The sequence below is a fragment of the Pseudomonas sp. HLS-6 TE3448 genome (genome assembly GCF_053629555.1).
On sequence record NZ_JBRJIO010000001.1, the window covers coordinates 4111056 to 4133634 of the forward strand.

Consider the following 22579-nt stretch of genomic DNA (forward strand, 5'->3'; position numbering starts at 1 on the left):
GACTACTGTGCTGGCGCAGTGGCTGGCGGTGCTTCGTTGGTGACCCGCAGAATCCCCCACAGCCCTGCGGCGTTACCGTAGGCAGCGTAATCACGGAACAGGTAGTCACCCGGTATGGCATTGGCACCACCGGCACTGCGGTGCATGAAGCTGAAGTGCGCAGCCGGCAGCACGCTCTCCTGGGCACCGATGTACATCGATTGTGGGTTGTAACCGAAGCGCACAGAGCCGATGCCCGGCAGTAACATCGGGTAACCCAGGGCGTCCGACTTCTCGGACTGCAAGGCGTGCTGTGCCCAGACGTGGCCATCGAGCTGGAACGTGGTGCCACGGCTACCGCCGGACGGCATCAGGATATGGGTACGGAACGGTTGCCCCGGCTTGGCCCAGAGCACCGGCGTTTGCGGATCACCGCCCACCAACGCATTGCTATAGGCCATATGCACGTCAGGCACATCGGCCCAGCCATGGCCATCGGCATGCCCAAACGGCGCGTTAGGCGCAAGGCCGAAGCGCAGCCACAGCGGCTCGGCCTTGTAGTTGATGGCCATAGCCGAGTTGTCCTGCGGGTCACTCCCTGCGCCGTTACCTTCAGCAGCGATACCCTCCACCGGCCGCCCATTGGCCCAACGCAGGTTCAGGGCCTTCTGCCAGACTGTGGCAAAATCACGGTAACTCGTCTGGCCCGGCGCCTGTACCGTCGCCGAAGCACGGCTATGTGCATCTTCGCTCCAGGTCGCCCCTACCGGCACGATGCTCATGCCCCCGCCCAAGCCTTTCTGCGGTTGCTTGATCGGGTCGGCTGGCGTCAGGTTCAGGCCACCGAACTCGATGGGCGTACTGTTGATGTTGTCCACCTGGCGGCCCAGTTGCGAAACCGGCTTGCCTTCACGCTCCAGGTGCCCGGCGTAGTACTGATAGACCTTGCTCGGATAAGCACCATTGCCCGTGCGCGGCGGTACGGTTTGCACCGGGTTGATGCCGACGTTGGTGCCGTCCGACTTGGTGATGTCATAGGCCAACAGCTGAGCATGCAAACCAACATGGCTGGAGGGCCGCATCAGGTTGTTGTTGAAGGTGGTCGAACCCTCACTGTCATTGCGGTTACGCTTGACCACCCCATGCATCACGGCAGTACTGGCAAGGTCTGGCATCACCAGTGGCAGGCGGTTTTCCAGGGTGACATTGATGCAGTCACCCGCGGCGGCACGCAGCACCAACGGCTCCACCGGTACCCCGGGCTTGAGTTTGCCCGTGATCGGATCAAGGTCGCTCTTGCGTACGTACAGCACCGCCGTCGGGTCATGCAGCGGGCCGCTCTGACCACCAATAGTGAAGGTTTCGCCGTCCTCGGGATCGGTCACCGTCACTTGCGCAATGCTGATCGGACGACTGTTATAGACCAACGTGCCGCCATTGGCCTTGAGCGGACCACCGACGTGCTGACCAATACCAGCCGGATCATTGATAGCCAGGTTCAGTGTATTGCCGAGGATATCGTTAGCCAGTGCCGCAACAACCTCATAGCTGCGTTGCGGTGTTGGCCGAGTACCAATGCCGTTGGGATTAGGACTGTAGCGCGGGCACACGCCATCAAAGGCGATGGTATTGCGCACGGCAATCGGTTTAGGGTTGTTCGGCAGCGCAAACAGGTCTGGGCGGACTGCCGTGTAGTTACGCATCACCCCCCACAAACCATTCCAGTAGCCTTCCAGCGATGCGTCCAGGGAATAGAGGTAATCGCCGGTCGGCGCAGCCGAGCTGGAAACCATCGACACCGGCGCCATGAAGCCGAGCTGCTCGGAAATCCCGACCATTTGCGACGACTTCCAGCCTGAGTTGGAGCTGTTGCCAAAGCCCGAACCGCTTTGCAGCCACTTCACACCATGCAGGGTCACGTTATGTTCCTCTTCGTGACCGCCGGCATGCATCCGCAGGCGCACATTGTCACCCGAGTAGGTGCGCAGCATGGGCGTGAACGGGTCACCCGGCTCACTGCCACCCTTGTTGATGTGCGGCGGGAACAACGTCGTGCCACCGGTTGGGCCAACTGCAGAAGTGACCGCCGAAGGGGCCAGGTTCATGGCCGGGATAGCACGGTCGGTGCGGCTTTGCATGCCATAGGCGAGGTCACCTGCCAGGCCATCGGCCTGCATGCCGCGCTTGCCGTCCGGGCCGATACGGTTCGGGTCGAACACCCGCAGCGCCAAAGGCTCGTTCCGATAGTTGACGACAAACATGCCAGGGTCATCCACCGAGATAGCCTGTGGGCATGGCCGGCTTGGACAGCCAGGCATCAACCCGCCACGGGCTTCTGCCACCGCTTCGAGCAGGCTGGCAGCGGCTTTGCGAACCGGCGGGTTGATGGCATAGCGGAAGCTGTCGGCAGTTGCCGGGAACGCTTGAGCATTGGGTATACCGTCTGGTCCGGCACCGACATACACCCCAGCTTCATAGGCATGCTGGAAGTCGCTGTACTCCAGGAAGAACTCACGGTAGCTGTCATTGCGCCCGTCACCGTCCAGGTCACCGGTACTGACCACCGCTTGCCATGAGGTTGGACCACCATCCTGACGCAATGCGGTGTTGTACAGCGCCTCACCCGTCTCGGCATGGAACCAGGTGGAGCCTGCAGGTTCGGCCAGCACAGTGGCGTACAGGCCCAATTGTTGGTGCGTCGATGGGCCGAGGTGGTCGTGGGTGAAGATAGTGCCCAAACCGCGATCGACGTTGTTCACGTTGACCACCGGGTCGGCGAACCAGCGCTGCATGGCGGTGCGTGCGCCCACCCAGTCAGCCCGACCATAGCGACCAAAGAACGGATGCGCCTTGGCATGCGGGCACTGCGCCGTACCTTCGCGGGAATCACCCGGCTGGCAGTCGTTGAACTCACGAATGGCCTCGATACGCTCCACCACACTGCCGGGCGAGAGTACACCATCTTCATAGTTCCAGCCGTTGGCCGAGCCGTCGGCAGCGGTGAGGTCCCACTTCGGCAGGTGGATATGCTGGCCGATCACGTCAGTTGGCGTGCGCACCTGATAGTCGTCCATCTCATAGAACGAAGGGATCAGGTTGGTCTGCTGGTACATCACGCAATCGAAGGTGTTGATGCGCATCACCAAAGGCTCTGGCGGGCGCTGTTTGTTGATCACGCCCCAGGCATCTTCCCAAAGAGCAAGAATGCGCGCTTGCGGGAAGTGATAGCCCACCTTGTTGTACACCGCGTCGAACTGAATGTTGGCGGCCTTGTACACCCGCGGATGATCTGCAGTGAACGCCGAGGCGCCGGTGAAGCTCATACCGTCCAGGCGCTCGCCGCTGTTGAACTCACCCGTGCCGGCGCCACGCGTCAGACGTTTGCCACGGTCGTCCATGCACGGTTCATAGAACGGTGCACCGGCCATGGGCAAGGCACCATTGGTTCGGAAGTTACGCGCCACCAACTGGTTGCCCGGCAGCACCGCAAAGCTGGGGTGATCGGGCTTGGCGTGGTAGGCCATGGCCGACTGCTCGACATCGGTGCCCTCTTCCGGCAGGAACACGGCCTTGGCACGGGTAACCTGCTTGGAGAAGTCCAGGGCGGTCGTCGTGGTCAATGCTTGACCGCCCGCGGCAACACCGTCCAGGGCGTGCCGTGGCAAGCCCCCGTCCCAGCCACCGACCTGATCGGGGTCCAGATTGCTCCACAGTGTATTGCCACTGTCGCGCAATTCACGGGCCTTGGCGGGGTCGAGCATATCCAGCGGTGGGGTTGGCGGGCGTTGCCCCACTGTGCTCTCCAGGCCACCGATCCAGAACGGATAGCCAGGGTTTTTCAACGTGCCATCGGCGTTGCGGTTGGCTTCGCTGCGATCAACCAATGCCAACGAACCGATAGCGCGAGGCGCAGCATCCTGAGCATCACTGTCGTCGCCAGCCACCTCGCCTTCATCATCGTCGTCGTTATCCGCCACCAGGGTCTCGGCCAGCTTCGGCACCACCGCAACCTTGCCCGGCATCGGCGCCATCGCCTTGCCAGGCAGCGGCACCACGGCAGGAATCGGCGTACCAGCGACAATTTCGCCATCCGGCAATGCCCGTGCCCCCGTGGCGGGCTTACCGCTACGCAATGCCCAAGGCTGGTCGTGAAAACCGGCCTGGCCCTGCTCGGAAACCTCCAGTCGCGTACCTTCCTCAAACACATCATGCACCCGCCACATGCTCCACATGCCTTGGGCAAAATGCGGGTAGAAGTGGCAATGGTAGATGGCATCGCCCGCTACACGGTTACGGTTGCCCGAGCCACCGTTGGCGATTTCGTAGGTGTAGCCGGCACCAGGGCCAATGCCCTGGGCGTCGACATAGTCAGAGTTGTCATCGTTGGGGTTGAACAGCCACTGATGGCCGTGCAGGTGGAAAATGTGCTGCTCATGGCCATTGTGCGTGTTGCGGAACTTGACGAAGTCGCCGATGTAACTGTGATTGACGTTCGAGGGTTCCGCAGGATAGAGCGCCATGCTGGCCTTGACCCCGATATCCTTCGCATCCGGAACCTCGCCAGGACGGATGTTTTCCAGGCCGACGTTGGCCGGCACATCCACCAGCATTGCCACGTCCCCCACAGTGTGAGCGCTCAGAAAGAACTCTTCATAGGCGCATGACAGGCAGTCATGCATAGGCCCGACACCCAGCCGGTTGGCAATGACCTCCGCGCCCATGCCACCTGAGCCGTAGTTGATCATGAACGAATCGCGTGTGGGTTCGAGTACGTGGCCCATTACCGGATCAGCCCAGTAACCCGGAAATGCCTGAGTACCTGCCACCTCATCAGTGAACATCGAGGCAAAGTCGCGGAATGGCTCTAGCCGATTGGGCAACGCCGGGTTGCGCTTGCCAATGCTTTCCAGCGGATAGGTCGAGGGTGGGAATGAGCCGTCAGGGTTAGGCCCCATGACAATCGCATCGGTTTCGCTGGAGATGATCTCGTTACCGTCGACCATGGCAATGATCGGCATACCGGCCTTGCCTTCACTGAGCCAAGGCTCACGTTGTGGGTAGCGTGCCTCATAGTCGACAATCGGCTGGCCGGTCGGGGCACGACCGGTAGCGCTCAGGCGCATTTCCTCTTCAGTCAGGGTGTTACGGTAGGTGCGCCCACCTTTGGGTACAACTACCACTTGCCCGAACAAGCCATTGGACACGTTGCCCGCAGCGCCTTCACCGCCAAAGGTCGCGCCCTTGCTGGTGGCGGCAAACGCCCCTTCGCGCTCCGCATAAAGGGTGTAGGTACGAGAGGCACCAGGAGCAACCAGGAAGTTGGCGTTGCGTCCGGTGTTGGCGGCGATATCGCCAATACTGTTGACCGGCTGCAGACCGTTGACCTGGAAACCGACATGACGGTCAGTAACCTGATCGTCGACAATCAGGTCATGCTCATCGTCCACCAGGTCCTTGTTCGGGTTGGCCTGGTACGCCAGCAGGTTCTGCAGATTGACGGTCAGGCAATCGCCCGCTGCAACCCGCAGCACGATGGGCCGCGGGCGCTTGTCCGGGCGCAGCGAAACCTTGCCGGGAACAGCTGCGCCACCTCGAGCCAATGACACCTGGTGCTCATCGACCACGTCCCCACGCAGGGCGAACATCATACCGTTGGCGTTCTGCGCCCCCAGACGGTTGAACATCATTGGCTGGTCTAGCGCGACGATGTTAGCCACCCAGGTGCGCTGACAACTGACAGCGGCTTCGGTGTAGCCCGGCAAACCAAGCAAGGCCGTAGCGAGCAACAGAAAAGGGGTCAGGACATTGCCTTTGATTGTGATCATCGGGGCTTGCCTCGGGTTACGTATGAACGTCAAACCCTGATCAGCAAGCGCCATGCCACAACAATTTTCCCTTCTGATTCAATACATTATTGTGAACAAACAGAAAAAGGTGGGGCTTAATGCCCGACATTCCCCACTTTCCCCAGGGATGGTGGGGCTAGGGCCGGGTTAGGCGCTATGGATGAATCATAGGGGCTTCCACAGGCTGAGTTGGATGCTGCCGCTCTGCCTTTACATGGGCGACCAGATCTGCCAAAGCCCGACTGCTGGACAATTCATCCGCGCGAATTCCGGCCACGGTCAACGCTGGACCATATGCGTCCTGCTCCAGCTGAATCGTCAGTGAGCCATCATCGAGGCAGGACACCACGCAGTGAGAAGGCAAAAAAGCCTGTTCGATGACCTGACGTAATTCAAGGCTGCAAATGCCGTGTAATGACATGATCAACTCCTGCGTATAAGGTGGTTGAAAAGGCAGTAATCCCCCTGTTTTCCGCGCATTTCAAATTGATAAATACGATGCTTGGGAACAGCGTCATGCACCGCCATTATTCTTGTACAACAACAGTGTTGATTCACTGTTTTGTACAGCCTTGTACAGCCCCGATAGAGCGCCGCCAAAAGGCCAATGGCCAGGTGATCTCATTGACAGTGCCGGACGCATCGGTCACGACACCAGCCCGGCCTGATGATCGACCAACAAAACCGCTGCATTGTGCTTGTCCAGACGGGTGCAAGGGACGCTCATGGTCTTGCTCCTTGTAGTTGAGGCACAACGTGCGGGATCGCAATACGGATACACCAGACTAGTCGGCGTTGTGGTCGCCGGCCTTGCCTTTGGTCATCTGGCCGAAGCGACCGGCATGAAAGTCGTCAAACGCCTCGGCAATCTCGGCCTCGCTGTTCATCACGAACGGGCCGTAACCGACGATCGGCTCGTCAATCGGCTCGCCACTGAGCAGCAGCACGCTGGCATCCTGAGTTGCCTCCAGCAGCACCTCATCGCCGTCACGCTCAAACAGCACCAGTTGTGCCGCACCAGCGCCCTGCTCGCCGTTGACCCTCACCTCGCCGCGCAACACTACCAACGCCGCGCTATGGCCCACCTCGAGCGGCAGCGACAATGACGCCCCGGCGTTCAGCTGGATGTCCCAGACGTTCATGGGCGTGAAGGTCCGGGCCGGGCCTTTATGGCTAAGGTACTCACCGGCAATCACCCGCAGGCTTCCCCCATCGTTGGCCAATGGCACACGCGGGATATCGCCATTGAGCAGGGTCTGGTAGCCCGGCGCTGCGAGCTTGTCGCGTGCCGGAAGATTGACCCACAACTGCACCATTTCCAGGGTACCGCCGGTGGCCGCAAACGTCGCAGCGTGAAATTCTTCGTGGAGAATGCCTTGGGCCGCGGTCATCCACTGCACATCACCCGGGCCGATCAAGCCGCCTGCCCCCGTTGAATCGCGGTGCTCCAACTCGCCCTGATACACAATGGTCACCGTTTCGAACCCCCGGTGGGGGTGCTGCCCGACCCCACGCCGGGCAGCGGTCGGGGTAAAGGTGTATGGGCCGGCGTAGTCCAGCAACAAAAACGGGCTGATGTGCCGCGCCAGGTTGTCGTAGGTGAACAGGCTGCGAACCGGAAAGCCGTCACCCACCCAATGGGGCTGGGGGCTGCGGTAGATGCCTTGGATCGTTTTCATGAGATACCTCCTCTCGTGCATGGCTATAACAATACGTATGCAACGACAGTGGCGGTAGACCCGCAAAAACGCCCTCAGCGTTCCATCTACAGAACAGTCGGGGCAGGACCGTGCAAGAGAAAATCCTCGACGCGCTTGGCGCTGTCAGCAGGATGCTCCTGCATGAAGCAATGCCCACCGGGCACCACTGCCGAGGTGACGCAACGGTTGATGCTTACCCAGCGCGCGACCGAGGGCGGTACGAAGGGGTAGGTCTGCTCGCCGTGCAAAACCAGCGTTGGCGTCCTGACCTTGGCCAGTGATGCCCACAACCGCCGCGGAAAGGAACTGAACAATTCCATCTCGCGGCTGGGCCGACACTTCAACGCTACCCCTTCGCCACAATCCGTCAAGGCATGCTCCACATAAGCCTGCAGCGCCGCATCGCTCCAGCCCTTGAAGGTTCCCCGCCCCTGAAGCCCTGCATGGGCAGCGGCACGGTCCGGCCAGTGGCTGCGGCGCGTGGCCGCCTTGCGCGCCAAGGTATGACGACGGTGCATGCCCACCATCGACGCCACGCCCAACACGGCGATCATCGAGCGGCTGAACAGCACCGGATCAAGCAGCACCGCCCGTTGAAACAGCGTCGGTTCATGGGCCAGGATCAAACTGGTCAATACCCCACCGAAGCTGTGCCCCAGCGCAAAACAGGGCACGTCGGCATAGGCGCCACGCCCGGCCTCAAAGGCTTCAACAGCCAACTCGGCGGTACGGTTCCAACCAAGAAACACCCCGCCATGGTCGCTGTCGCCATGGCCCTGGACATCGCTCAGCCACAGATCGAAGGACTCACTTAGCACCTCCAGCATGGGCCGGTAGGCCAGGCAGCAGAAGCCGGTGCCGTGCAGAAAATGCAACAACGGCTTGCCACTGGGCGGCGAACGCCAGCCACGCAAGGTGAAACCGGCTGAAGACGGAAAAGACCACGGAACGAGGTGCATGCAGGTCACTGAATACAGGGCGGCACAATAGCCAGGGAGGCTGATTACAACGTCGCCCCCTGGCAAGTTCAAGCACCTTGCGATTTAGTCGGCGTGTTTGTCTGAAATCGCCGGTTCCACGCCTGGCACGCTTACTGAAAACTGTGCGAGGCAAACAACAATGGGTACAGCGAAATCACCAGCAATGCGGCCATCAGCCAATTGAATGCCATCAACCAGCGCGGGTTCTGCAACACCTGGCGCAACGCACTGCCAAACATGACCCAGACACAGACGCTGGGCAGGTTGACCAATGCAAACAGTGTGGCAATGACCATGACATTGGTCAGGTAACCCTGCGCCGGGGTGTAGGTGGTAATCGCACCAACCGCCATCACCCAGGCCTTCGGATTAACCCATTGAAACGCCGCCGCGCCCCAGAACCCCAGTGGCCTGGGCGTTTCCGAGCGGGTCGCCGACAGCGGGCCGGACGTTGCGATCTTCCAGGCCAGGTACAACAGGTACGCGGCCCCCACGTAACGCAACAGGGTGTAGAGGGGAGGAAACGTCTTGAATACTTCACCGAGCCCAAAACCTACAGCCAGCACCATGACCATGAATCCGACACTGATGCCGACGGCGTGAGGAATCGAACGACGCACGCCAAAATTCACCCCGGAGGCCAGCAGCATGGTGTTGTTCGGCCCCGGCGTAATCGAGGACACAAAGGCAAAGAGCACAAAGGCTAGAAGCAGGTCGAGGGAGGCAAACATGGCGGCGGCATCCTTGGAGTCGTTGTGTCACGACACTAACGGAACCCGCAGCGGCAACAGCCATACAGTTACCGGAAAATAGTGCACTACACCTACCTGTGCCGCACCTGCGTGATGACGCCTGCCGACTACCCACGGGGTAAGCGAATCCGGAACTGCGCACCGCCCAGCGCCGACTGCTCCGCCGTCAGGCTTCCACCCTGGCTCTCGATCGCCCGTCGGCTGATCGCCAGGCCAAGCCCAAAACCACCGGTGGTGCGATCGCGGCTGCGGTCCAGGCGGTAGAACGGCTGGAAAATCCGCTGACGCTCCTCAGGTGGAATGCCAATGCCGTCGTCTTCCACCGTCAACAGGCAGGCACCCTGCTCGTCCATGTCCACGCGCAACAGCAAACTGCGGTGACAGTAGCGCATGGCGTTTCGTATCAGATTCTGAACCGCCCGCGCCGTGAGCCTCGGGTCGAGCACGAAACGCGGCAAGCCGGCTTCGGCCCGCACCTCCCACTCAATGCCACGGCCATCCAGTTCCTCGGCGAAACTGCCGAGGATACTGTCGACATACTCGGTCAACGACACCTCGACGCGTTCAGCCAACTGCCCTGGCGTCTGCAAGCGGCTGTAGGACAGCAGTTCCAGGACCAGCTCATCCAGTTCCCGCACATGGCCAACCAGTTCCAGCAGGCGCTTGCGACTGGCCGGCGGCACTTCGTCGAACAGCAACACCAGCCCGAAGTCGAGCCGGGTCAGTGGAGTGCGCAGTTCATGGGAGACGGCATTAAGCAATTCACGCTGTTGGGTCAACAAGCGCTCAATATCCTGGGCCATGGTGTCGAAGACCGTGGCCAGGTCGCCGATATCCGAGCGCGGCGAAATGTGCGTACGCTCCGACAACTGCCCTTGGCCCAGACGCTGGGCCGTCGCCTGCAGCCGTTTCAGGTCTCGCCAGTGCGGCCAGACCCAGAGCAACAGGCAACTGAGCAAGGCCGCGCCGATCAATACGGTAATCCCCCAGGACAACAGGTTGATCTCCAGGGGGTCCGGCGGGTTGCGCAACTCAACCAGCCACTGGTCGTCCAAGGGGGCAATGGCGGTGCTGTAGTAGCCCCATTCGCCCACCCGGACGACAAACTGCCCGGCGCCCAGCCTCGCGCGCTCGGCAGGGCTCAGTTCGGTCTCGTCCTGGCGGCGCAATTCGACTTCCAGCGGTGCAAAGTCAGCCGCCAACGCTTGCGCCACTTCAGGCCACTGGGTCGAGGGCACGTGCTGGAACTGCTTGAGCATCAAGCGCTGCACACCTTGGGCCTGCTGCAGGTTGTAGGCTTCGTAGCGCTCGTGGAACACGCTCAGGATCAGCTCGGGAATCAGGAAGATGGCCCCGGCGTAGCTGACGATGGTGATCAGGTACAGGCGGACAAGGATTTTCAGCATGGTTCGGGCAGCGCCTTCAGCATTCCCATTCGACTCGGCTGAACAAGTAACCCTTGCCCCACACCGTCTTGATCTTGCGTGCTTCGCCCGCATTGTCGTCAAACTTGCGGCGCAACTTGGAGATAGCGACATCCACCGAGCGGTCAGTGCCGTTGAACTCGATACCGCGCAGGTGCTGCAGGATGCAATCCCGGCTGAGTACCGTGCCGGCATTACGCGCCAGCACCACCAACAGGTTGAACTCGCCGCTGGACAACTCCACTGGTTGCGCGTCCCAGTGCACAGTGCGCTCGGTAAGGTCGATCTGCAGGCCACCGATCTGGATCAGGTCCGAAGCCACTTGAGGTTCATTGACACTACTGCGCCGTAGCAACGTGCGCACCCGCGCCAGCAGCACCCGAGGTTCACAGGGTTTGCTGACATAATCGTCGGCCCCCATTTCCAGGCCCAGCACCTGGTCATGACTGTCATCACGCGCGGTGAGCATCAGGATGGGCAACACGGCCGACTCGGCACGCAGCAGGCGACACACCTGCAAACCGTCCAGGCCCGGCAGCATCAGGTCGAGGATGACCAGGTCGGGCTTGTTACGGCGCGCTTCCTCAAGCACGTGGTCGCCGCGAGCGATCACCCGGACGAAAAAACCGTTGCGTTGCAGGTAGCTGGCGATCAATTCGGACAGCGCGCTGTCGTCTTCGACCAAAAGAATATTTGTCATGGAAAGTGCGTAAGCGCAAATGAGTTCGGCAGGATATCTAACCTCGCACACGCGAGGCGGTAATCTTCACACTTTTTCACAGACCGCCTACAGAGCTTAACAGTTGCGCCGGGGGTGCCTGCCTTAGCATGGCCGTGTCATTTTCGGAAGATCCGCATGTCCAGCCCAAGCCCCTCCCGTCTACGCACCCTGCCCGCCCTTGTCCTGCTCGGCCTGGCGCTGGCGGCCTGCGACAAGCAAGCCCCGGTCGAAGAAAAAGCACCGCCACGCCCTGTTTCGGTGGAAACCGTGCGTGTCGAACCCTTGGCCATCAGCAGCGAGTTGTCCGGGCGCATTCTGGCCCCGCGCACCGCAGAGGTACGCGCGCGAGTCGCCGGCGTGGTGCTCAAGCGGGTGTACCGCGAAGGCAGCGACGTCAAACAGGGGGAGGTCTTGTTCCGCATCGACCCGGCACCGTTTCAAGCCGACTACGACAGCGCCCGTGCCGCCCTGGCCAAAGCCGAGGCCAACCAGTTCCAGGCGCGCCTGCAGGACCAGCGCTACAGCGAGTTGATCGCCATCAATGCGATCAGCCGCCAGGACTACGACAACGCCCGCGCCGCCGCCCTCCAGGCCAATGCGGACGTCGCCGCTGCCAAGGCTGCACTTGAGCGTGCGCGCTTGAACCTGGGGTATGCCACCGTCACCGCGCCGATTTCCGGGCGCATTGGCCGTGCCTTGGTCACCGAGGGCGCACTGGTCGGGCAGAACGAGTCGACGCCTCTGGCGACGATCCAGCAACTGGACCCGATCCACGCCGACCTGACCCAGTCCACCCGGGAACTGAACGCGCTGCGCCGGGCACTGCGCGCCGGCGAGCTGCAACAGGTCGGCCAGGACCAGGCACGTGCCACGTTGATCCAGGACGACGGCACGGCTTACCCATTGCCCGGCAAGTTGCTGTTTTCGGACATCAGTGTCGACCCGAGCACAGGGCAGATTACCCTGCGCAGCGAATTCCCCAACCCTGATCTTGACCTGCTGCCGGGCAGTTTTATACGCGTTCGCCTGGAACAGGCCATCAAGCAACAGGCAATCAGCGTGCCGCAGCGCGCCATCCTGCGTGACAGCGCCGGCCAACCGCGAGTGCTGCTGGTGGATGCCGAGCAACGCATCAGCGAGCGCCCGATCGTGCTGGGCAGCGCGCAACAGGACCGCTGGATCGTCAGCGAAGGCCTGGTTCCGGGCGAGCGCGTAGTCATCGAAGGCCTGCAACATGTGCGAGTAGGTGATCAGGTGCACGTCACCCCTGCCGCCAAGGAAGCCGCTTCTGTCGTACAGACCACTGGCCAATGAGGGCCTGATCAATGCCGCAATTTTTTATTGACCGCCCGGTGTTCGCCTGGGTGGTCGCGCTGTTCATCCTGCTGGCCGGCGCGCTGGCCATCCCGCAACTGCCGGTGGCCCAATACCCTAACGTAGCCCCGCCACAGGTAGAGATCTATGCCGTCTACCCGGGTGCATCGGCACAGACAATCGATGAGAGCGTCGTCAGCCTGATCGAGCAGGAGCTCAACGGTGCCGACCACCTGCTGTACTTCCAGTCGCAAAGCAGCCTGGGCAGCGCCACCATCACCGCCACCTTCGAGCCGGGCACCAACCCTGAACTGGCTCAGGTGGATGTGCAAAACCGCCTGAAGATCGTCGAGTCGCGTTTGCCGCGCGCGGTCACTCAGCAAGGCCTGCAAGTGGAGAAAGTTTCCACCGGGTTCCTGATGCTGGTGACCCTGACGGCTGAAAACGAGTCTCTGGACGAAGTCGCCCTCAGCGACTTCCTGGCGCGCAACGTCATGAACGAGATCCGCCGCCTCAACGGTGTCGGCAAGGCGCAGCTGTACGGCGCCGAGCGCGCCATGCGCATCTGGATCGACCCGCAGAAACTGATCGGCTTCAACCTGACCCCCGAAGACGTCAACCTGGCCATTGCCGCACAGAACACCCAGGTAGCCCCCGGCAGTATCGGTGACCTGCCAGGGCGGGCGACCCAGGAAATAACCGCCAACGTGGTAGTCAAAGGCCAACTGTCGACACCGGAGGCGTTCGCCGACATCGTCTTGCGGGCCAACCCGGATGGCTCGCGGGTAACCCTCGGCGACGTCGCACGGGTAGAGATTGGCAGCCAGGAGTACCAGTTCGGCACGCGCCTTAACGGCAAGCCGTCGACCGCCTTCAGCGTGCAACTGTCACCGGGTGCCAACGCCATGCAAACCGCGACCCTGGTCCGCGCCAAGATGGACGAGTTGTCGCGCTACTTTCCGGCAGGCGCCCGCTACGACATCCCCTATGACACCTCGCCGTTCGTGAAAGTCTCCATCGAGCAGGTCATCAACACCCTGCTCGAAGCGATGCTGCTGGTGTTCGCGGTGATGTTTCTGTTCCTGCAGAATATCCGCTACACCCTGATCCCGACCCTGGTTGTGCCTGTGGCGCTGATGGGGACCTTTGCAGTAATGCTCGGCATGGGGTTCTCGATCAACGTACTGACCCTGTTCGGGATGGTGCTGGCCATCGGCATCCTGGTCGATGACGCCATCGTGGTGGTGGAAAACGTCGAACGGATCATGGCCGAGGAAGGCCTGCCGCCCCGAGAGGCCACCCGCAAGGCCATGGGCCAGATCAGTGGGGCCATCGTCGGGATTACCCTGGTGCTGGTCGCGGTGTTCCTGCCGATGGCCTTCATGCCAGGCTCCGTGGGAGTGATCTATCAGCAGTTCTCGTTGGCGATGGCCGTGTCGATCCTGTTCTCGGCCTTTCTCGCCCTGAGCCTGACACCCGCCCTGTGCGCCACCTTGCTCAAGCCCATCGAAAGCGGTCATGCGCAAAAGCGCGGTTTCTTTGGCGCGTTCAACCGGCGCTTCGAACGCCTCACCGACGGCTACCAATCCTGGGTGACCCATGCCCTCAAGCGCAGCGGACGCTACCTGCTGGTGTACGGCCTGCTGCTGGCCGGCCTGGGCTACCTGTTCAGCCAACTGCCCTCCTCGTTCCTGCCGACCGAAGACCAGGGCTACACCATCACTGACGTCCAGCTCCCGCCCGGTGCCAGCAAGCCACGTACCGAGCAGGTTGCGGCGCAGATCGAAGCGCACAACGCCGAAGAACCCGGTATAGGCAACACCACGGTGATCATGGGCTTCAGCTTTTCCGGCACCGGGCAGAACGCGGCACTGGTCTTCACCACACTCAAGGACTGGTCCGAGCGAAGCGCCGAGGACAGTGCAGCGGCCATCGCTGAGCGCGCCACCGCCGCTTTCAGCCAGTTCAAGAACGCAATTGCCTACTCGGTGCTGCCACCACCGGTCGACGGGCTTGGCACGTCCAGCGGCTTTGAGTTCCGCCTGCAGGACCGTGGCGGTCTCGGCCACACCAACCTGATGGCCGCACGCGATCAGCTACTGGCCGCTGCCGAGAAAAGCCCGGTGCTGATCAACGTACGTGAAAGCGCCCTGGCCGAAAGCCCGCAGGTGCAACTGGAGGTAGACCGCAAGCAGGCCAACGCCCTGGGCGTTTCCTTTGCCGACATCGGCACCGTGCTCAACACCGCCATCGGTTCGACCTACGTCAACGACTTCCCCAACCAGGGCCGGATGCAGCGGGTGGTGGTACAGGCCGAGGGCGACAGCCGCAGCCAGGTCGAAGACCTGATGAAAATCCATGTCCGCAACAGCAGCGGCAAGATGGTGCCACTGTCGGCGTTCACCCGCGCCCATTGGGTCTCCGGGCCGGTACAGTTGACGCGCTACAACGGTTACCCGGCGATCGCGGTGTCCGGTGAACCAGCGCCTGGCTACAGCTCGGGCGAGGCCATGGCAGAGGTCGAGCGCCTGGTCAGCCAGTTACCACTGGGCATGGGCCTGGAGTGGACCGGCCTGTCGCTGCAGGAGCGGCTGTCCGGCAGCCAGGCGCCCATGCTGATGGCGCTCTCGCTGCTGGTGGTGTTCCTGTGCCTGGCGGCACTCTATGAAAGCTGGTCGATCCCGACCGCGGTGCTGTTGGTGGTGCCCCTGGGCGTGCTGGGCGCGGTGCTCGCAGTGACCCTGCGAGGCATGCCCAACGACGTGTTCTTCAAGGTCGGCCTGATCACCTTGATCGGCCTGTCGGCGAAGAACGCGATCCTGATCATCGAATTCGCCAAGCATCTGGTGGACGAAGGCCACGACCTGATAGACGCGACGGTACAGGCCGCGCGCCTGCGCCTGCGGCCCATCGTCATGACCTCACTGGCGTTCATCCTAGGCGTCGTGCCGCTGGCCATCGCCACTGGCGCCAGTTCGGCCAGCCAGCAGGCAATCGGCACCGGGGTAATTGGCGGCATGCTCAGCGCAACGCTGGCCGTGGTATTCGTACCGGTGTTTTTCGTGGTGGTCATGCGCCTGGCGGGCACGCGACGACGCCAGCCTGAGGGCACGGTCAGCCTGGAAAGCTGATGGACAGCCAAAGCCGGTCATGGGATCGTGAGCGGCTTTGGCGCTACAGGTAAACATTCATGATCCAGCTTCCGTCGCCCTGCTCCATCCTCCTCTTGGCGGGCGGTCGTGGCCAGCGTATGGGCGGACGCGACAAGGGCCTGATTCCCTGGCACGGGCAGCCCCTGATTGCCCACGCCCAGGCCGTGGTGCGTCCACTGACCGATGACCTGATCATTTCCTGTAACCGCCACGCCGAGCAGTACCGGCCCTATGCCGATCATCTGGTCAGTGACGAATCAGGCGACTATCCAGGCCCGTTGGCCGGTGTGCTCAGCGGGTTGGCCCAGGCGCGTCACCCGTGGCTACTGGTGCTCGCGTGCGATGCACCGCTGATCGACCGCACACTGGTTCTTGACCTGCTGAGCCAGGCGAACGATCAGGGGCGACCGGCGATGATTCGTCAGGATGGCCAGTGGCAACCGATGTTCTGCCTGCTGCCGAGCAGCCTGCTCGACGACCTTCGCCAGCGCTGGAGCCAGGGTGAGCGCAGCCTGCTGCGAGCCCTGCTGGCGCAGCCACTGCAGGCGCTGGAGTATCCACTGGACGATCCACGCTTGAGCAACTTCAACTCACCAGAGCACCTGGTGCCATGACTGTCAGCAAGCGCGAACCGGACACGGAAACGCGATATAGCGACCGCACTCAAGGCCTGAGGTCGTTGAAGAACGCTTTACTGCCATCAACCTGAGACGATGCCCGGGGCAGGTTCTGCGCCTCCCCGGTCGGCGTCTCGACGTGCCAGTAACAATGCCTGACGGCGCGGGTAACCGCGACATAGGCCAGGCGCAGGACTTCGTCCTTCTGCGCGTTGTCGTAGGCTTCAGGGTCACCGCTACGGCCAAGCCCCGCCTGGCGATAGACCTGGTTCTTGTACGGGGAACGGGTGACGTGCTGACAATCGCCAAGCATGAACACCGCATCCGCCTGCAGCCCCTTGGCGCTGTGGTAGGTCAACTGACGGAACCGGCGCTGCCCCGGCGCAAGGCTTTTCTCATGGTTGACCAGCGAATACAAATGCTCTGAAATCAATGACTTATCACTGCTTTTTCGATACAACATCATCACCGAATCGCCCTGCCGGTAATGCGCCATCAACTGCTGGGCAAGCGCAGCCTCGTCACGCGGCTGTACCGTGACCGGCACCGCACCCTCGGCCGCCAGGCCGCAGGCCTTGGCTTTCTTGCCATTGATCGCCGGCGCCGGCTTAACGATGTGCTCGGCCGCATCGATGATGTGCTGGTGGCTGCGGTAATTGTCGCTGAGCATCACCCGCGTATTGGCTGGCGAAACGAATTCCTTGGCGAACTCCATGAAGTACTTGGGTGAGCTACCCCGCCAGCCATAGATCGATTGCCAGTCATCGCCCACACACAGCAGCGACGAATGCTGGGCGGTGCGCCCCACATGCAATGCCGGCCCACGCCTACGGATTTCACGCAGGCTGGCCCTTAGCCAGGAAACGATCTGCGGCGAGACATCCTGGAATTCGTCGATCATCAAGTGCGCCAAAGGCCTGAGCAAGGCATCGGGCAACAAGCGCAGGTTCTCGGGGTTGTTCTCCGAGAACAGGGCGAACATCCGGTTGTAGCTCATGATCGGCGGCGACTGCGCCAACAGGTGGTTCTCCAGCGCCCGCCAGTACAGGCTCAACGCCTCGAAGAACAGTGCATCGCTATCACCTGCCGGAAAACTCATGCTTGCGACTGCCGCGCCCACGTCCAGCCCGAGGTTCTCGATGAACCCGGCAGCACTGACGAAAGCATCCAGGAGCGGCACCGACGAGAGCTCGCCCTTGACCTTGTAGTCAAAGCCCGGCCCGGCCACGGCATCCGTTGCAAGGGAGGCAGTCAAGCGCTTGGCTGCAGAATAGTTTTCCAGCCATATCAAGGGTTTATCGCAGAAAGCTTGAAACAGTGTGCGCTTGATAACCCATTCGGCCCACACCGGTAACTTGGCGTTCGAACGCTTGTAGTCCTTGTTTTCACCGGGATCGAAGCCCAGTACCACCCAGGCATCGAGTTCGGCAATATAGCCATGGACGTGAAAACGGCTGCCATTGATCTCCACGGTTTCCCGGCGTGGCTCAATGCCCTTGATCGGCCACGCGCCCGCCCTGAACCAGAGGTCTTCAATCGTGTCGCACAACTCCTCGTCGCGCTCGGCGGACAGTTGCGTCACGGCCACACGCTTCTGCACGTCGGGATGATCGCGGTCCAATGCCTTGAGCTGCAAGGCCTGGCGCCGCAGGGACATGATCAACTCGGCAAAGCGTGGGCTGCCCTGCATCAGGTCGCGGTAGCACAGGTTCAGTTGCTGACGCTGGGCATCATTGATACGCAGGTCGAACGGGTTGGTCTCGGCATTCGACTCGCTGCCACCCGGTAACTCACTGCCCAGCGTCTCAAAGGCCCGCAGCTGGCTGAAGCCCGGCAGGCTGCGCACCAGTGGCAGAATCCGCGAATGGAAGGTGCGCACCAACTCGCGGGCCTCTACCGGGCTCAGGTTGATGCCCCACAGGGCAAACACCTGGGTCAGTCGTGCGATGAAGTCCTTGCGCGACTCGCGCGTGAACGTGACCACGGTCATGGCGTCCAGTTCATAGCCCAGGTAGTGACGCAACAGCAGAATACGCAGCACCAGGGACGTCGACTTGCCGGCACCGGCACCGGCAATCACGCAGGTCGAAGGCGTCTCACTGAAGATCATTTTCCATTGCGCGGTGCTTGGCTGCGCCTGGGCTGGCAAGCGCTGCGCAACGTCGGCCTTGAAGCGTTTTTTAAGCTCCGTGGTGAGCGGCAGGCGCCAATCGTCGAACAGGCTGTCGTCCTGCCCCGGCACTGCGTGGGCATCGGGGCGAGTATCACGGATCACCAGAACCTGGCGGCCAGCCTCGAAGCCATCGACACGGCCCTCCTCATAACCCTCGCGCAGGCCCTCGGCATGGCCGGTACGTTGACCGCTGGCATGCCCCTGAAACCACGAGTCGCGGTGCTGAGCCTGCAGCCGGCTCAGGCCTCGACCCAGTACACGGGCCAGCAGCCGTCTGACCCAGGGTAACTGGGCCGGCGGGGTTAATTCCGGGGGGTGCTTGGGGCGCTCGTGTGACACACCGACTCCAACTGAAAAGGGCTCTGCCGCCATGTTCGCTCCATTGACCGCAAAGCACCAGCCGAATGCTTACAGATCAGTCAATTAGGCGATGAAGTGAATCAATCACTGCACCTTAAGCATCTAATAAACCGATCAGAATCAGCCATAATTTACGCTTAATTTCGATTATTAATTGCGCGATCATCGTTTACATAAACCTTGCCGAGGAGATGAATCATGCTGCAACTTCGCCCGTTCGCCACACTGGGCCATGCCAACCACGGCTGGCTGGATGCCCATCATCACTTTTCATTCGCCGAATACTACGACCCCGAGCGCATGCACTGGGGCACCCTGCGGGTCTGGAACGATGACCTGATCGCCGCAGGCAGCGGTTTCCCACCGCACCCACACCGCGACATGGAAATCATCACCTATGTCCGCGAAGGCGCCATCAGCCACCAGGACAACCTGGGCAACAAAGGCCGTACGGAAGCCGGCGATGTGCAAGTGATGAGCGCCGGGACCGGGATCGTCCACAGTGAGTACAACCTGGAGAAGGTTGATACACGCATCTTCCAGATCTGGATCATTCCAGAGCGCAGCGGCGAAGCACCCTCGTGGGGCACCCGTCCGTTTCCCAAGGGTGAGCGCGGTGAAGGCTTCGTGACCCTGGCCAGTGGCCGTGAAGGTGATGAGCAGAGCTTGCACATTCGGGCTGACGCACGGCTGGTCGCGGCTACCCTGAAAGCCGGAGAAGGCGCCGAGTACGTGCTGGACAGCGGACGTCGCGGCTATCTGGTGCCGGCCAAAGGGCTGGTCGAGGTCAACGGCGTGCGCGCCGCTGCCCGTGACGGCCTGGCGATCGAAGATGAATCGTTGTTGCGGGTGACTGCGCTGGAGGACAGCGAAATCGTTCTGGTGGATGTCGCCTGACCGCCCCCCGCCAAGCCTGCTCCCATAGAACCTGTAGGAGCCGGGCTTGCCCGCGATACAAACGCCGCGAACCCACTGGCCCACCGACGCCATCGCAGGCAAGCCAGCTCCAACAGAGCCCGCACAGCCTGTAGGAGCCGGGCTTGCCCGCGATGCAGACGCCGCGAACTCATGGATACCCCGCCGACGCCATCGCAGGCAAGCCAGCTCCAACAAAGCCCGCGCCAGCCTGTAGGAGCCGGGCTTGCCCGCGATGCAGACGCCGCGAGCTCACTGACACCCCACCGATTCCATCGCAGGCAAGCCAGCTCCAACAGAGCCAGCGCCAACCTGTAGGAGCCGGGCTTGCCCGCGATGCAGACGCCGCGAACTCACGGATACGCCACCGACGCTATCGCAGGCAAGCCAGCTCCAACAGAGCCCGCGCAGCCTGTAGGAGCCGGGCTTGCCCGCGATGCAGGCGCCGCGAACTCACAGGCACCCCACCGACGCCATCGCAGGCAAGCCAGCTCCAACAGAGCCCGCACAGCCTGTAGGAGCCGGGCTTGCCCGCGATACAGACGCCGCGAACTCACGGATACCCCACCGACGCCATCGCAGGCAAGCCAGCTCCAACAGAGCCAGCGCCAACCTGTAGGAGCCGGGCTTGCCCGCGATACAGACGCCGCGAACTCACGGATACGCCACCGACGCTATCGCAGGCAAGCCAGCTCCAACAGAGCCCGCGCAGCCCGTAGGAGCCGGGCTTGCCGCGATACAGACGCCGCGAACTCACGGATACCCCACCGACGCTATCGCAGGCAAGCCTGCTCCAACAAAGCCCGCGCAGCCTGTAGGAGCCGGGCTTGCCCGCGATGCAAACGCCGCGAACTCACGGATACCCCACCGACGCTATCGCAGGCAAGCCTGCTCCAACAGGGCCCGCGCAAGCTGTAGGCGCGGGGCTTGTGCGCGACCGATGATCAAGAAATGGCGTTGTCGACCAATTCCTGGGCTTCGCTTACCAGGCGCTGCAAATGCGCATCATCGATAAAGCTTTCGGCGTAGATTTTGTAGATGTCCTCGGTACCCGACGGACGCGCCGCAAACCAGCCGTTGGCGGTCATCACTTTCAAACCGCCAATGGCCTGGCCATTGCCTGGAGCATGGCTGAGGATCTGCTGAATCGGCTCACCGGCCAGCTCAGTGGACTTCACCTGCTCCGGCGCCAGTTTGCTCAACAAGGCTTTCTGTTGCGGGTTGGCCTTGGCCTCGACACGCGTTGCGAATGGCTCACCCAGCTCGGCAGTCAGTGCCGCATAGGCCTGGCTCGGGTTACGCCCGGTACGTGCGGTGATCTCCGCCGCCAGCAACGCCGGGATCAGGCCGTCCTTGTCGGTGGCCCAGACACTGCCATCCTTGCGCAGGAACGAAGCGCCTGCACTCTCTTCGCCACCAAAACCGAGCGAACCGTCGAACAACCCTTCGGCGAAGAACTTGAAACCCACCGGTACTTCGTAGAGGCGACGCCCCAAGCGTGCCGTCACCCGGTCGATCAGGCCGCTGCTGACCACCGTCTTGCCGACGGCTGCATCGGCGCGCCACTGCGGACGGTTCTGGAACAGGTAGTCAATGGCAACCGCCAGGTAGTTGTTCGGTGCCAGCAGGCCGTTCGGCGTTACGATGCCGTGGCGGTCATGGTCGGGATCGCAGGCAAAGGCAACGTCAAAACGCTCACGCAGACCGATCAGGCCCTGCATGGCATAAGGCGAGGACGGGTCCATGCGGATCTGGCCGTCCCAGTCCACGCTCATGAAGCGGAAGGTCGGGTCGACCTCAGTGTTGACCACCTCCAGGTTCAGGCGATAGTGATCGGCAATGGCCGACCAGTAGCGCACACCGGCACCGCCCAGCGGGTCAACGCCCAGGCGCAGGTTGGCACCACGAATAGCATCGAAATCAATCACATTGATCAGATCGCTGACGTAGTTGCCCAGGTAGTCATGGCGATGGGTCGTGCTGGCCTTGAGCGCCTGCTCGTAGTCCATGCGTTTCACATCTTTCAGGCCATCGGCCAGCAGTTCGTTGGCCTTGGCCTCGATCCACTTGGTGACGTCGCTGTCAGCCGGGCCGCCATTGGGCGGGTTGTACTTGAAACCGCCGCTCTGTGGTGGGTTGTGCGACGGCGTGATGACCACACCATCAGCCAGCCCGCGGCTGCGACCACGGTTGTAACAGAGAATCGCGTGAGACACTGCTGGCGTTGGCGTGTACTCATCGTCCTTGGCCAGCATCACTTCGACGCCATTGGCCGCCAGTACCTGCAGTGCGGTAGCCGCTGCCGGGGTGGACAGTGCATGGGTGTCGATGCCGACGAACAGCGGACCATCGATGCCTTTGACCTTGCGATACAGGCAGATGGCCTGGCTGATAGCCAGCACATGGTCTTCGTTGAAACTCAACTCCAGCGAACTGCCGCGATGCCCGGAGGTACCAAACGCCACGCGTTGGGTGGCGATGCCGGCGTCCGGCCGGCCAGAGTAATAGGCGGTCAGCAGTCGAGGGATATCGACCAGAATCGACGCAGGTGCCGGTTTGCCCGCCAGGGGACTGAGCTTCATGCAAAACCTCAAGAATGGGTGTTCAGGGTAATGAAAGGACACAGTTTACTGGCAGTTTGACCTT

At 61.9% G+C, this 22579-nt stretch carries 13 protein-coding genes and 1 pseudogene; 4 read left to right on the forward strand and 10 right to left on the reverse strand.

Going from position 1 to position 22579, the window contains the following annotated elements; genetic code table 11:
* Positions 1-2 precede the first annotated feature (2 nt).
* The 8 genes and pseudogenes from mnxG to AB7M23_RS18860 form a co-directional block, all read right to left on the reverse strand.
* Positions 3-5804: a manganese-oxidizing multicopper oxidase MnxG gene (mnxG, locus tag AB7M23_RS18825; RefSeq protein ID WP_454241682.1), complete on the reverse strand. Its 5802-nt coding sequence runs from the start codon at positions 5802-5804 to the stop codon at positions 3-5.
* Between the two features lie 175 nt (positions 5805-5979).
* Positions 5980-6246, reverse strand: coding sequence for a DUF1652 domain-containing protein (locus tag AB7M23_RS18830; protein WP_454241683.1), 267 nt, complete (start codon positions 6244-6246; stop codon positions 5980-5982).
* A 228-nt stretch (positions 6247-6474) separates the two neighbouring features.
* Positions 6475-6552 (reverse strand): annotated as a pseudogene (locus AB7M23_RS18835) (hydrolase); the annotation flags it as partial.
* 58 nt (positions 6553-6610) lie between these two features.
* Complete coding sequence (locus AB7M23_RS18840) at positions 6611-7504, reverse strand: pirin family protein (protein ID WP_454241684.1); 894 nt, start codon at positions 7502-7504, stop codon at positions 6611-6613.
* Positions 7505-7590: 86 nt separating this feature from the next.
* The gene (locus AB7M23_RS18845) at positions 7591-8484 is read right to left on the reverse strand and encodes an alpha/beta fold hydrolase (RefSeq protein WP_454241685.1); all 894 of its coding nucleotides are present in this window, start codon (positions 8482-8484) and stop codon (positions 7591-7593) included.
* A 131-nt stretch (positions 8485-8615) separates the two neighbouring features.
* Positions 8616-9236 (reverse strand): LysE family translocator, encoded by a 621-nt coding sequence (locus AB7M23_RS18850; RefSeq protein WP_102051607.1) that lies wholly within the window; start codon positions 9234-9236, stop codon positions 8616-8618.
* A 128-nt stretch (positions 9237-9364) separates the two neighbouring features.
* Positions 9365-10663, reverse strand: coding sequence for an ATP-binding protein (locus AB7M23_RS18855; RefSeq protein ID WP_454241686.1), 1299 nt, complete (start codon positions 10661-10663; stop codon positions 9365-9367).
* Positions 10664-10679: 16 nt separating this feature from the next.
* Positions 10680-11381, reverse strand: a complete 702-nt coding sequence (locus AB7M23_RS18860) for a response regulator transcription factor (RefSeq protein WP_099774986.1) — start codon at positions 11379-11381, stop codon at positions 10680-10682.
* Positions 11382-11537: 156 nt separating this feature from the next.
* Here AB7M23_RS18860 and AB7M23_RS18865 point away from each other — a divergent pair, with 156 nt between their 5' ends.
* From AB7M23_RS18865 to mobA, 3 genes are read left to right on the forward strand one after another with little or no spacing between them, the layout of a single operon-like run.
* Positions 11538-12716 (forward strand): efflux RND transporter periplasmic adaptor subunit, encoded by a 1179-nt coding sequence (locus AB7M23_RS18865; protein WP_454241687.1) that lies wholly within the window; start codon positions 11538-11540, stop codon positions 12714-12716.
* Positions 12717-12727: 11 nt separating this feature from the next.
* Positions 12728-15847, forward strand: coding sequence for a multidrug efflux RND transporter permease subunit (locus AB7M23_RS18870; protein WP_454241688.1), 3120 nt, complete (start codon positions 12728-12730; stop codon positions 15845-15847).
* 59 nt (positions 15848-15906) lie between these two features.
* Positions 15907-16482, forward strand: coding sequence for a molybdenum cofactor guanylyltransferase MobA (gene mobA / locus AB7M23_RS18875; RefSeq protein ID WP_454241689.1), 576 nt, complete (start codon positions 15907-15909; stop codon positions 16480-16482).
* 49 nt (positions 16483-16531) lie between these two features.
* Here mobA and AB7M23_RS18880 read toward each other — a convergent pair whose 3' ends face one another.
* Entirely contained in the window at positions 16532-19030 is a 2499-nt protein-coding gene (locus AB7M23_RS18880; RefSeq protein ID WP_454241690.1) for a UvrD-helicase domain-containing protein, read from the reverse strand.
* 186 nt (positions 19031-19216) lie between these two features.
* Here AB7M23_RS18880 and AB7M23_RS18885 point away from each other — a divergent pair, with 186 nt between their 5' ends.
* Positions 19217-19915 carry a pirin family protein gene (locus AB7M23_RS18885; protein WP_454241691.1) on the forward strand — a complete coding sequence of 233 codons (699 nt, stop codon included), beginning with the start codon at positions 19217-19219 and terminating at the stop codon, positions 19913-19915.
* A gap of 962 nt (positions 19916-20877) precedes the next feature.
* On the opposite strand, the gene pgm is transcribed toward AB7M23_RS18885, so the two are convergent.
* Complete coding sequence (gene pgm / locus AB7M23_RS18890; RefSeq protein WP_065757608.1) at positions 20878-22515, reverse strand: phosphoglucomutase (alpha-D-glucose-1,6-bisphosphate-dependent); 1638 nt, start codon at positions 22513-22515, stop codon at positions 20878-20880.
* Positions 22516-22579: the final 64 nt, after the last annotated feature.